This window comes from Pseudidiomarina fusca (assembly GCF_032227045.1).
In the GTDB taxonomy this organism is placed as follows: Bacteria; Pseudomonadota; Gammaproteobacteria; order Enterobacterales; family Alteromonadaceae; genus Pseudidiomarina; species Pseudidiomarina fusca.
Map to the genome: position 1 here is coordinate 1 of NZ_JANFPJ010000046.1, position 11,253 is coordinate 11,253.

Annotated in this window: 12 protein-coding genes and 1 pseudogene; 7 read left to right on the forward strand and 6 right to left on the reverse strand. The window is 48.1% G+C overall.

The window, feature by feature from the left end; genetic code table 11:
• The 4 genes from NOG12_RS12420 to NOG12_RS12435 all read right to left on the reverse strand — a co-directional run.
• Nucleotides 1–1,033, reverse strand: a 1,033-nt coding sequence (locus NOG12_RS12420) for a class I SAM-dependent methyltransferase (protein ID WP_313933419.1), incomplete at its 3' end; no start/stop codon positions are given.
• A gap of 11 nt (nt 1,034–1,044) precedes the next feature.
• Nucleotides 1,045–2,606 (reverse strand): IS3 family transposase gene (locus NOG12_RS12425; RefSeq protein ID WP_110077111.1). Its coding sequence is split into 2 segments (ribosomal slippage): nt 1,045–2,153 and nt 2,153–2,606, totalling 1,563 coding nucleotides; the frame shifts between segments, so codons are not numbered across the junction.
• A gap of 9 nt (nt 2,607–2,615) precedes the next feature.
• On the reverse strand, nt 2,616–2,906 hold the full coding sequence (locus NOG12_RS12430; RefSeq protein ID WP_313933420.1) for a class I SAM-dependent methyltransferase: 291 nt from the start codon (nt 2,904–2,906) through the stop codon (nt 2,616–2,618).
• 54 nt (nt 2,907–2,960) lie between these two features.
• A complete protein-coding gene (locus tag NOG12_RS12435) occupies nt 2,961–3,380 on the reverse strand; it encodes a secondary thiamine-phosphate synthase enzyme YjbQ (RefSeq protein WP_313933421.1) in 420 nt (139 codons plus the stop codon).
• 260 nt (nt 3,381–3,640) lie between these two features.
• Between NOG12_RS12435 and NOG12_RS12440 the strand changes: the two genes are divergently transcribed.
• The 3 genes from NOG12_RS12440 (at nt 3,641) to NOG12_RS12450 (ending at nt 6,712) form a co-directional block, all read left to right on the forward strand.
• On the forward strand, nt 3,641–4,093 hold the full coding sequence (locus NOG12_RS12440; protein WP_153827348.1) for a helix-turn-helix domain-containing protein: 453 nt from the start codon (nt 3,641–3,643) through the stop codon (nt 4,091–4,093).
• Nucleotides 4,093–4,665, forward strand: coding sequence for a PIN domain-containing protein (locus NOG12_RS12445; RefSeq protein WP_153827349.1), 573 nt, complete (start codon nt 4,093–4,095; stop codon nt 4,663–4,665). Before NOG12_RS12440 ends, NOG12_RS12445 begins: the two co-directional genes overlap by 1 nt.
• Before the next feature lie 190 nt (nt 4,666–4,855).
• On the forward strand, nt 4,856–6,712 hold the full coding sequence (locus NOG12_RS12450) for a DUF885 domain-containing protein (RefSeq protein WP_313933422.1): 1,857 nt from the start codon (nt 4,856–4,858) through the stop codon (nt 6,710–6,712).
• A 9-nt stretch (nt 6,713–6,721) separates the two neighbouring features.
• Here NOG12_RS12450 and NOG12_RS12455 read toward each other — a convergent pair whose 3' ends face one another.
• Both NOG12_RS12455 and NOG12_RS12460 read right to left on the reverse strand, forming a co-directional pair.
• Nucleotides 6,722–8,071, reverse strand: coding sequence for a HipA domain-containing protein (locus NOG12_RS12455; RefSeq protein WP_313933423.1), 1,350 nt, complete (start codon nt 8,069–8,071; stop codon nt 6,722–6,724).
• On the reverse strand, nt 8,058–8,339 hold the full coding sequence (locus NOG12_RS12460) for a helix-turn-helix domain-containing protein (RefSeq protein WP_313933424.1): 282 nt from the start codon (nt 8,337–8,339) through the stop codon (nt 8,058–8,060). The genes NOG12_RS12455 and NOG12_RS12460 overlap by 14 nt, the downstream gene beginning before the upstream one ends.
• A 238-nt stretch (nt 8,340–8,577) precedes the next feature.
• On the opposite strand from NOG12_RS12460, the gene NOG12_RS12465 reads away from it, so the two are divergent.
• The 4 genes and pseudogenes from NOG12_RS12465 to NOG12_RS12480 form a co-directional block, all read left to right on the forward strand.
• Nucleotides 8,578–8,880, forward strand: a complete 303-nt coding sequence (locus NOG12_RS12465) for a helix-turn-helix domain-containing protein (RefSeq protein ID WP_313933425.1) — start codon at nt 8,578–8,580, stop codon at nt 8,878–8,880.
• The gene (locus NOG12_RS12470) at nt 8,870–10,090 is read left to right on the forward strand and encodes a type II toxin-antitoxin system HipA family toxin (protein WP_313933426.1); all 1,221 of its coding nucleotides are present in this window, start codon (nt 8,870–8,872) and stop codon (nt 10,088–10,090) included. The genes NOG12_RS12465 and NOG12_RS12470 overlap by 11 nt, the downstream gene beginning before the upstream one ends.
• 24 nt (nt 10,091–10,114) lie before the next feature.
• Nucleotides 10,115–10,561, forward strand: coding sequence for a YaiI/YqxD family protein (locus NOG12_RS12475; RefSeq protein ID WP_153827355.1), 447 nt, complete (start codon nt 10,115–10,117; stop codon nt 10,559–10,561).
• Nucleotide 10,562: 1 nt separating this feature from the next.
• Nucleotides 10,563–11,210 (forward strand): annotated as a pseudogene (locus tag NOG12_RS12480) (AAA family ATPase); the annotation flags it as partial.
• Nucleotides 11,211–11,253 lie beyond the last annotated feature (43 nt).

Here is an 11,253-nt window from a genome sequence, read left to right on the forward strand (position 1 = left end):
CAATTTTATTGGCCAAAAGTGGATCAATTTTAATGGCCATTGACACCATCAAACTAACCCATTCATTAACTAATGCTGGCTCTATCCAGACGCTGTAGTTCGTTAGCACATCCCAAATGGAGCGCGGCACATAAAAAGTCCCGAGTGACTTTAAGAATTCAAAATCGAGTATCAAACTATGTTTCGGCGCCTGACTTCGGTTCAGTTCAACCTGAAATATCTCGTCTTTGGTGCCGGGTAATGTGATGTATTTAGCCGGCATGTTTTTAATTGTCGATGCGATATCTTTTAAAGTGCGATAGACGCTTGTTGCTTCGTCACTATCAAAAATGCAACGGCCGATATAAAAGTCATTGGGGCTGTAGTTTGTGAGTGTTTCCCAACCGTTGGCTTTAACGAACCCCAACTTTCCGCTGCCACCTTGGTGCATAGAAAATGTGTCGACTAATGGTTTGTATAGCTTTAACCAATACAGGGATACTAATCCCATAGGCAAAGCAATGTGGCTTTGTGTGCGCTCGAGTACTGCTCCAGGATGGCCTTCGGCAATCCTTAATAGGGTGCGTAAGAGAGCGACTTTGTAGGTGGACGACTTACTATCATTAATGACGATGTTTCTGATTAACGGGAAGGCCCCCGTTCCATCATCCGGCAACGTCAACAGCACGGTTTCCCAGGCGACATCCTGCCGACCAAGCTGGTCATCACGGGCATTCAGAAGTCGAAAACTTAAGCCTTGCTGTTGTGCATATTGTTTCAGTTCATCAGCCGATACCGGGTGCATGGTACGGGTATCGGGGCTAGCTCCATGCCGCAACGAAATCACCATGTTGCCATTGGGCTTGAGTAGCGAGCTTAGTTTACGAAAGGCGCGCTGGCGCGAAGACGGAGCGATATGCATCCATACCGCGCTCAGTAAAATGAGGTCGAATTTCGTTGCGTGGCGTTGCACATGCTTCAGTTCAGGCAAACTATCGTTGATCCAGTGTACCGAAGGATTGGGATGATCGGCGTTTTTCAAGGTAGTTGACACTTTTTTCTCGTTTAAGCAGCCTGTTTTTCTTCCTGCTTAACTGGCTTTTTCTCAGGGTTTAATGTTGTTGGCCCGACTGGCTCACAATTGCGTACATCGCGCTTACCCCATCGACTTGGATTTGCTGCTTTTGCAGCCTCCATGCACCGTTTCCGTTGAGCCAAGATGGCTTTGTCTTGGCCGGTGTGACGTTGATGAGGCGTCACAAAGTTTAATTGACTGTGTTTGTGCTCGTAGTTGTACCAGCGTGTGAACTTTAACACCCACTGTCGTGCTTCATCGAGGCTCTTAAAGCCACTTGATGGCCATTCTGGCCGGTATTTGCAGGTTCTAAATAGCGACTCTGCAAACGGGTTGTCATTACTTACTCGCGGGCGGCTGTATGAGGTGGTCACACCTAGCTCATATGCTTTAGCCCGCATCGTCTGTGACTTCATCGGCGCACCATTATCAGAGTGCAACACTAAGCCTGTGTGTAAGCAGTTTTCACGCAACAATGTGCGTTGTAAGAGTTCAGCCGCGAGCTCGCCGGACTCCTGCTCGTGAACTTCATCACCAACGATTTTGCGACTAAACAAGTCTTCGAGCATGTACCAATAATAAAATTGCCCGCGTACAGCGCTCGGTAAATAGGTGATGTCCCAGCAGAACACTTGCCCAGGTCCCGTAGCTTCAAATGTCTCCGGCGCTTTATGGCCCTTAGGCGCTGCACTGCGACCGCGATGATGCAATTGACCATGTAGCTTCAGCACCCGGTAAAAAGTTGATTCGGAGCCATAATAAAGGCCCTCATCAAGCAACGTCGGTACAATCTGCGTCGGCGGCAAACTGGCAAAGCGCTTCTCATTGCTGACGTTTAATATAATTGCCTGTTCAGCCGCTGAGAGCTTATTCGCTGGCTCTGTACGCACAGCATCTGGGCGTTTATCTGCAAGCACTTTGCCATCCTGATACCAACGCTTATAAGTACGTAAACTGATACCGGCTTCTTCGCAGGCCAACGGCAACCGAGCACCTGATTCTTTTGCTTCACGTATCCACGTTACATATTGTGTGCGCTCTGAGACCGAGGTCAATCGTCCTCGCTGTCGTTCTCCCAAAGCGCATCCAGCTTTTTTCGCAGTACTAGTAATGCTGCGGTCTCAGCCAATGCTTTTTCTTTATGGCGAAGCTCGCGCTTAAGTTGTTTAATCTCTTTGCGATCTGCTTTGCGTTGCTGCCTAGCTTCGAGCTCTTGCTCGCGTGAACTTGCAAAGCCTTTTAGTGAGTCTGCTTTCCACGCTTTGACTTGCTCGACATAAAGTCCTTTAGCACGGCAGTATTCACTGAGCTCTGCTTCATTCAAAGCGCCTGTTTCGATAACGACAGCAAGCTTTGCTTCTGGTGACCATTGGTCTGGTGTTGGTTTGTTTCCTGGCACGGGTCGACCCTGTAATTTGGCTTTATCTCGCCAATTATACAAAGTTTGCTGGCCAATGCCCTCAACTCGAGATACTTCTGCTACCGTCATATTTAACGGCGGTAATAATTTACTGAGAACTGCTTGCTTACGTTCTTCTGAATAGCGTGGCACAATCAAACCTTAACGCCCCAACTGGTTAATTTTTAAGTAGTGACAACTATCCTGCCAGAGGGGGTGATACTGCTGGGCGCGTTCGCGAATGCCATCTGCTGGCTCGACTGCATAAACAGTGAGGCCACGATCAGCGAGATAACGCGCATCACGGCCTGAACCGGCACCAACATCTAGCACTAAGCCGTCAGTTGGAATGAGATCAAGCCAGTCGCGGTGTACTTGCTCAAAATCAAGGCTGTCATATTGGTCGGCAAGCTGTTCAGCGTTGCGGGTGTAATAGTGAATTGTATCGTCCATAAGTACGCAATAACTTACCCTGTTGTGCGAATAGAACCACTATAAACCTAGTTGCTAAAAACTCAAACTAACCACCAATCGCCGCGCCCCACCATGGTCACGGTGTTCGCAAAGGTACACCCCTTGCCAAACGCCCATGTTCAGCCGCCCGTTAGTTACAGGAATAGTCACCGAGCTACCTAGCAAGCTGGCCTTCAAGTGAGCGGGCATGTCGTCAGGGCCTTCGAAAGTGTGCCGGTAGTAGGGTGCGTTTTCGGGCACCATTTCGTTGAAGTGGCTTTCAAAGTCTTGGCGCACCGTGGGGTCGGCGTTTTCGTTAATGGTGAGCGAGGCCGAGGTGTGCTGAATAAACACGTGCAAAATGCCGGCATCCACGGTGCCTAACTCAAATAACGCACGCTCAATGTCGTCGGTTATTAAATGAAATCCGCGTGGCTTTGGCGCAATGGTTATGGTGGTTTGTTTTACCGGCATAGCAACCTAAGCCACAGAAAAAACGGCACCCACGAAAACCAATGCAGCTTGAACAGCTGCTCAACCTGTTCACCCGAAGATAATGACTCGTCTATGTACGCCATACTATTCCCTTTGGTTAATGTTGTACGTTGCTGTCAGCTTACTGCTTTTGCTGAATAGATGGAATATACCGTACATTTCGAATATTTCGAAAAACTTGACATGTTTCGAATATTGCGAATAATGGAGTTGTAATTAGACGTTATGGAGCTTCACTTATGAATACTTATGAACAACTACCGACTGCGCAGGAATCTGCACTAGCGAAATTGTGTAGCCAAGAACTTGCTGCGGTGATCGAAACGAAGTTAGATGTTCAGTCTTTGTCATTAAGCTCTCCAGATGGCCAGCTAAAGCAAGTTGAGATCCCGGTGAGTGCGCTTCGCTTAATGGTGAATTTACTGACTGAGCTAGGCGAAGGCAATACCGTGAAATTAGTGCCCATACATGCTGAACTGACAACACAAGAGGCTGCAGATTTACTGAATGTGTCTCGTCCAACAGTAATTAAGTTATTGGATGATGGAACTGTACCATTTCATCGAGTTGGTAACCGAAGAAAAGTGCGCTTTAACGACATAAGACAGTATCAAAACCAACTAGAACAGAAGCGACTGAAAGCTCTCAATGAATTGTCGAAGATGGATCAAGAGTTAGGGTTAGGCTACTGATGAGCTCAAGCTATACGGTTATCTTTGATGCTTGCGTATTGTATCCGGCACCGCTGAGAAGTCTGCTGATGTATTTGGCGCTCAGCGGTGAGTTCAGGGCTCGTTGGACGAATGATATTCATGACGAATGGATTAGAAATGTATTAGCGAATCGACCAGACTTAACGCGCGAGCAATTGGAGAATGTGCGAAATTTAATGGACAAGCACGTACCTGGGGCAATTGTGCAAAATTATCATCCGCTTATCTCGTCAATATCTTTACCCGATGAAGATGATCGTCATGTGGTTGCTGCAGCAATACAAACCCGAGCGGAGGCAATTGTGACGTTTAATTTAAAAGACTTCCCCGATAATCAACTTAGTCAATATAATCTTAAGGCTATTCATCCGGATGATTTTATAACAGATTTGATGGAGCTAAACATCGTAGCTGTTATTCAAGCTGTTAGACATCATCGTGCAAGTTTGAAAAATCCGCCGTTTACCGCCACTCAGTATCTTGATTGTTTGTTGAAGCAGAAATTACCAGAAGCCGTTTCACGGCTAAGTGAATTTAAAGCGCTATTTTGAATAAACTAAAATAGTAAACACTTACCAACATGTAACTTTTCTGCTGCAACTGAACACAAAAATTTTTCACACCCCCCACACACATAAATCCCCAGAAAAGCGCCATCCACACCAACCGCGCAGCAGCAAATGGATCTAAAAGCCTATACAGTGCTAATCTAAAGCCCACATAACAATAAGGAGAACACCCATGGCGAACACCAAAACTCATGTAGCTCTAGCTATTGCGCTGGCGCTTGGCACCGCAGCGTGCTCAGAGGCCCCAGCCCCAAGCGAGCAGCCACAACAGCAAGCCGCTACCCAACAAGTAACCGCTGAAGAGCGCCACGCGGAGTCAGAAAAGGCTAACCAGCTGTTTGAAGATATCTTTAAGCAGGCGGTTATGCGTAGCCCTATGTATCAGTCGTACTTGGGGATAAAAGATGACCAAGACCAGTGGGACGATATCTCTGATGCTAAGGCCGACGAAGAGCTGGCGATTGCAAAAGAGAACTTAGCTAAGGTTGAGGCTCTAGATGAGGCCAAGCTAGACGAGCAGACCTATTTAAGCTGGCAGCTGATGAAGCAAGACCTTGAGGAGCAAATCGCAGATTACCAATGGCGTCATTACAATTACCCGGTAAACCAAATGTTTGGTCTGCATTCTAGTGTGGTGTCTTTGCTAATTAACCAGCATCGTATTAGTGAAGTAGAAGATGCTGAAGACTATATTGCTCGTTTGAATGGCTTGCCTGAACTCTTCGTGCAGTTGCAAGAGAACTTAAAGTTGCGTGCTGAAAAAGGCATTATGGCGCCGAAATTCGTGTATCCGTACGTGATTAGCGACAGCCAAAACATCATTCAAGGTGCGCCTTTTGATGACGGCGAGCCAAGTGTGTTGTTAGAAGACTTCACCAATAAGATAAGTGATTTGGACATTGATCAAGCCCAGTACGATGCCTTGGTTGGTGCGGCTGAGCAGGCGTTGACCCAAGCAGTGAAACCCGCTTATGAAGGCTTGATTAGCGCGGTAGAAGACCTTGCGCAGCAGGCTGACACCAAAGACGGCGCGTGGAAGTTCCCAGACGGTGAAGCTTTTTACAATAACGCCCTGAAACGTACCACAACCACGGATTTAACCGCCGACGAGATTCACGAGATTGGGTTAAGCGAAGTGAAGCGTATTCATGATGAAATGCGTGTGATCATGCAGCAAGTTGGCTTTGAGGGCACCTTGCATGAGTTCTTCGTGCATATGCGTAACAACCAAGATTTTATTTATCCTGATACTGCCGAAGGTCGTCAACGCTATTTAGCAGAAGCAACTGCGCTTATCGACACCATGCGTGAGTTTTTAGACGAGCTGTTTATCACCAAGCCTAAAGCTGACATGATTGTTAAAGCGGTAGAACCGTTCCGTGAAAAGTCAGCCGGTAAAGCGTTCTATCAGCAGCCTTCTATGGACGGCAACCGCCCGGGCGTTTACTACGCCAACTTGTACGACATGGCCTCGATGCCAACCTACCAAATGGAAGCGCTGGCGTACCATGAAGGTATTCCTGGTCACCACATGCAAATTGCGATTCAGCAAGAGCTTGAAGGTATTCCGTCGTTCCGTAAGTTTGGTCGCTACACGGCTTACAGCGAAGGCTGGGGTTTGTACACCGAGATGCTACCTAAAGAATACGGTTTTTATAAAGACCCCTACTCAGACTTTGGTCGTTTAGCTATGGAGCTATGGCGCGCGGTACGTTTGGTGGTGGATACCGGTATTCACGCCAAGCAATGGACCCGCGAAGAGGGTATCGATTTTTACGTGAGCAACACACCCAACGCCGAAGCCGATGCACGTAAAATGGTTGAGCGCCACATTGTGATGCCTGGCCAAGCCACGGCGTACAAAATTGGTATGCTGAAAATCGTTGAGTTACGTGAAAAAGCGCGTACCGCCCTTGGCGACACGTTTGATATTCGTGAATTCCACGATGTTGTACTTGCCAACGGCCCGGTCCCGCTGAACGTGCTGGAGCAGTTTGTTGACGACTATATTGCCGACAAACAGGGCTAGCAAACAGGCTTAAAAAGCACTCCGCCGTACTTCCGTGAGCAAGCTATATTGTTCGCGGAAGTAGCGGCAACGCAGCTGAACAAGTTGCGCTAAGGCGCGTAGCTGCTCATATTGCGCTACGGTGATCTTGGTATCGGTTAGGTCTAGTTGCATGGCTTCGCGCTCAACGTTATCGACTATTTGTTCAAGTCGACGCTGTAGCAAATCAAATTTAATGCCTGCTTCATCAGCAAAGCTCAGCAAGTCAAACGCGGTAACCTGGTCAATATCGAAATTATCTCCAATGGCCATGGCTAGGTGTGTATCGAGTTGTTGCTGCTGCTTACTTTGCGACATAGCTTCATAAACCACGGAAACCAGATCATAAAACGGGCTAAGCGTAAGCGCGCCACTGCGGCTAACAAAGAAACTAACGTTTTTGCCGTGCGCATCGCTGTTACCAATAACTAAGTTAAATAGTACCCAGTCAAGCAATTGCTCTGCCGTATGCGCGGGTACACTGGTTTGCTTAGCAAGCTGAAATAATTTGGTTAGGCTAACGCCGTCACGAATGTGTTTAACATCACGACCGCTACCAAAGTTTTGTTCATACTTGAATTCTGGCGGTAGATTCAACGCTTGGCAGGCATCAATAATATGGCGTTTGTCTACTTGCCCCTCTATTTGTTGCTCCAGAACGCGACGGCGGTCAAAACGTTGCACCCTAAGCGCATGATAAGAACCCAGTTTAAGTAGCTTTACTGGCGCAACCGTTAGGCCAACTTGGTACGCTAAACGCATGCAGAAAAACTCATTGAGCACCAAGGTTGGGTGCTTGGCCGACGCAAACTTCAGAATATGTGTGCTGGCATAGTGGCCACTTGCCAGAAAAAGCTCGTGAGTGTCATTCACGTACACATTGAGTTTACTCTGTACGCCTGCAACCGATAGCCGGTATTTTCCGTTCCATAACGTCATGTCAGCGTTTTGGGCTAGTCGCTCAGTGAGTTCGCTTTCTGTGACTTTATGTAGCGGGTTCGTGCCGGACTCAGGTGGTTGCTCACCAAATGTTAAAACACCCACGGTGTCGTGGCCAATGGCGGATAATATGCCGTAAACATTGCGTCGAGATAAATGTTGCGAGGCTATCAGGCTCTCAAAGGCTGGGCCTTCGGGGAATAAGTTTCGCAAAAAGTTAATGACGTTGGCAGTAGCAATTTGCTCGCCGTTTAAGGGTAGGTGCGGCGATACTGCGAAACCTTGCTGCTGCCACGTTGGGGTGTATACCCAACTGCATTGTTGGGGGCCATGAAATTTCAGCTCGGCCACGTGATGCGTTTTGGCGTAAACGTTTATGGTTGGCGTATTAGAACCAGTCATGATTTACCTCGGCAACCTCGGTCGTGTCGCTGACGGTGAGTTGAATACCAAGTGCATCAAGCACCTTTAATAAGGTTTCAACGCGCACGCTTTCTAAGCCGTTTTCAACATTGTTATACGCTTGCTTTGACAGCTGACATAAGCTGGCCGCGTCTTCTAAGGTAATGCCGAGCATGGTGCGCTTATGGCGGACCAATGCACCAATTGTGGCCATGTTGTTAGCCTGAGATAAGTCTGGTTTTGGTGTGATGGTAATATTGCGCGCCATATAATCCTGCCATGTTAGGATAATAATCGGTTTGAGCCTTAGGTAAATCATAAATCCTATATAAATAGGAATATAGTATGAATTATTGATAAATCAAGTTTATTCCTATTAACTTAGGATATTATTGGGGTATGGTGTTTTAATGTGTAAAATATGACGATTTAATTGCTAATTCGCCATATTTTGCTATTCTTGATGCATGTTTCTTACATAGGGGTTGCCTGCTAAGGCTAAACACATGCAATCAGTTGACGACTTTCATGCCACACTTGGCGAATTAATTAAACGCCAGCGGGCACTCACCATGCCGCAGCGCGACTTTGCATTGCGTGTTGGTTGCAGCCAGCGCACGCTGACACGCATTGAGCAAGGCCAGCCGGTTAACTCCGAAACGTTGTTTAACGCGCTAGCGGTGTTAGGGCTATTGGATGACTTTATTGCGCTAGCAGACAACAAGCTTCGTGCTGCCAAGCATTTACCCGAGCGCAAGCGCCAGACAGACAGCGAGAATTTCAACGAGAGTTTCGACAATGACTTCTAGCGCTTATGTGTTTATTGAAGGCCTGGCCGAGCAGCCGGTCATTTGTGGGCGTTTTGAGCTGGACAGCCAAGCCAAACACGGCCGTTTTGTATATGGGCGTTCTTATTTAGAACGTGCAGACGCCTTCGCATTAGACCCCGTACACCTGCCGCTAACCGACACCATTCAGCATTGTCACGTGAATAATGGCCTGTTTGGTGTGCTTGCCGATGCTGGCGCTGATGCCTGGGGGCGCAAGCTCATTCTGCAGCTACACCAAACCAAGCCGCAAAACGAACTTGAGTTTCTTATTGCTGGCGCTGCTATGGGCGTTGGTGCGTTAACCTTTAGTTTGTCGCGCGAGAAAACGAAAGCGAAGCATTCGCGCAATGCCATCAATGATCTCGAGCTATTACTACAAGGCAAAAACGCGATATTAGCCGCCGAAACTGTTTCTGACGAAGTAAAGCAAGCTTTTGTATACGGCTCATCAATGGGCGGCGCGCGACCAAAAACACTGCTAACCCACAATGGGCAGGAATACTTGGTTAAATTCAACAAGCCCGACGACTTATATAATGTAGCCCGTGTTGAACATGCAACCATGCGCATGCTTGCCGAGTTAGACGGCGTGCGTGTAGCCGAAACTGAGGTATTACAAGGCATTGGTGCTAGCGAAGATGTCTTGTTAGTTAAGCGCTTCGACCGTGCCGAGCAACGTGTTAGCCACCATTTTATAAGCGCAAATAGCTTGCTGCTGGAAGGCGCGGTGAGTGAGCGTAGCTTAGCGGCAGGCTATAGTTACGGGCAGCTGGCTGAATTGCTTCGCTTGCATAGCGCGGTGGCCACTGATGCCCACGAGCTGTTTATGCGAATGGCGTTCAACGTGTTTATTGGTAATACCGACGATCATGCGCGCAATCATGCTTGGTTGCGGCCTATTGCCGCTGGGCGGCACGAGCCGGCATGGCAATTAGCGCCGGCGTACGACGTACTGCCCATTAGCGCTTCTAAGCTGCATGGGCTTGGTATAGGTGGCTTGGGGCGGCATGGGTCGATAGAAAATTTGCTTTCGCAAGCTAGTCGGTTTGGTTTGCAAGAGTTCAAGGCCAAAGCTATTGTCAACCAAGTGCGTGAGCTAGTTACGCAGTGGCCGCAGTATATGGCGCGCTTTGGTGTGGGAGATGGCGACATAGAGCGCTTGCGTAAGATTATTCCAACTGTGGCTTAATGGCTCCGGATTAAGAGGTTGTACATGAAAATATGGGTGGACGCCGATGCGTGTCCGACGGTTATTAAAGACATTTTGTACCGAGCGGCCGAGCGCAAGCAGATTGAGCTGATACTCGTAGCAAACCAAATGCTACGTGTGCCGCCGTCAAAATGGATAAAAACCAAGCAGGTTGAGTCTGGTTTTGATGTGGCTGATGACTTTATTGCGCAAAGCTGTGAGGCCGGCGACATTGTTATTACCGCCGATATTCCACTAGCGGCAGACGTGATCAAAAAAGGCGGCCAGGCGCTTAGCCCACGTGGCGAGTTGTTTACCACCGCCAACATTGGCAGTCGGTTGAACATGCGTGACTTTATGGACACCATGCGCAGTAGCGGCGAACACACCGGCGGGCCACCGCCCCTGCATCAGCGTGATCGTATGGCCTTTGCCAACGAGCTGGACAAGCTGCTAGCGCGCGTTCGCTAATGTCTATTTGCTGCAGCAACTTTTTGGTCAAACCTTTGCAAATGTGCTGCGCATCGACTTTCTTGAGTCGCCAGCTATGGCTGAGGCGTTTGCAGGTTCATTAACACCCACTGACGTTTTGACGAACATCGAATTATTAGCGGGCAAGCCATTCAACCCAAAAACCGATTTACTTATTTTAGATGAAATTGGCGAATGCCAACGGGCGGTGACGTCGCTTAAGTATTTTGCCGAACAAGCACCGCATATGTACGTGGTGTCTAGTGGCTCGAACATTGGTTTACTGAATAGTTTTCCGGTTGGGAAAGTTGAGCATTACTATCTGCGGCCGTTATCATTTCGAGAGTTTCTTGCTGCCGGCAATGAGCCCGCCTTGGTCAAAGCTTATGACGCACAGATGAACAATCCAGCTGCGCATACACAGCTGTTTGATAAACTAACCGACTATTACTTTACCGGCGGCATGCCCGAGGCTGTTAGTACTTGGTATGCCAATTCCCAGCGTAGTATTTTAGAACGTATTGAAGCTGTAACTAAGGTGCAACGCGACCTTATTTCTGGTTATCAGCGTGATTTTGGCAAATACTCAGGTAAAACGGATGCGAGCTTAATTGAAGCTGTGTTTAATGCGGTACCGGCGCAGCTATCCTCAGATGGTTGATAGATCGACTCCGTAGTTGAGTTCCTCTGCG

What these genes read in the sequence shown, in the direction of transcription:
- NOG12_RS12430 (WP_313933420.1), bottom strand. Translation starts at nt 2,906, where the DNA reads ATGGACGATACAATTCACTATTACACCCGCAACGCTGAACAGCTTGCC.
- NOG12_RS12435 (WP_313933421.1), bottom strand. Translation starts at nt 3,380, where the DNA reads ATGCCGGTAAAACAAACCACCATAACCATTGCGCCAAAGCCACGCGGA.
- NOG12_RS12440 (WP_153827348.1), top strand. Translation starts at nt 3,641, where the DNA reads ATGAATACTTATGAACAACTACCGACTGCGCAGGAATCTGCACTAGCG.
- NOG12_RS12445 (WP_153827349.1), top strand. Translation starts at nt 4,093, where the DNA reads ATGAGCTCAAGCTATACGGTTATCTTTGATGCTTGCGTATTGTATCCG.
- NOG12_RS12450 (WP_313933422.1), top strand. Translation starts at nt 4,856, where the DNA reads ATGGCGAACACCAAAACTCATGTAGCTCTAGCTATTGCGCTGGCGCTT.
- NOG12_RS12455 (WP_313933423.1), bottom strand. Translation starts at nt 8,071, where the DNA reads ATGACTGGTTCTAATACGCCAACCATAAACGTTTACGCCAAAACGCAT.
- NOG12_RS12460 (WP_313933424.1), bottom strand. Translation starts at nt 8,339, where the DNA reads ATGGCGCGCAATATTACCATCACACCAAAACCAGACTTATCTCAGGCT.
- NOG12_RS12465 (WP_313933425.1), top strand. Translation starts at nt 8,578, where the DNA reads ATGCAATCAGTTGACGACTTTCATGCCACACTTGGCGAATTAATTAAA.
- NOG12_RS12470 (WP_313933426.1), top strand. Translation starts at nt 8,870, where the DNA reads ATGACTTCTAGCGCTTATGTGTTTATTGAAGGCCTGGCCGAGCAGCCG.
- NOG12_RS12475 (WP_153827355.1), top strand. Translation starts at nt 10,115, where the DNA reads ATGAAAATATGGGTGGACGCCGATGCGTGTCCGACGGTTATTAAAGAC.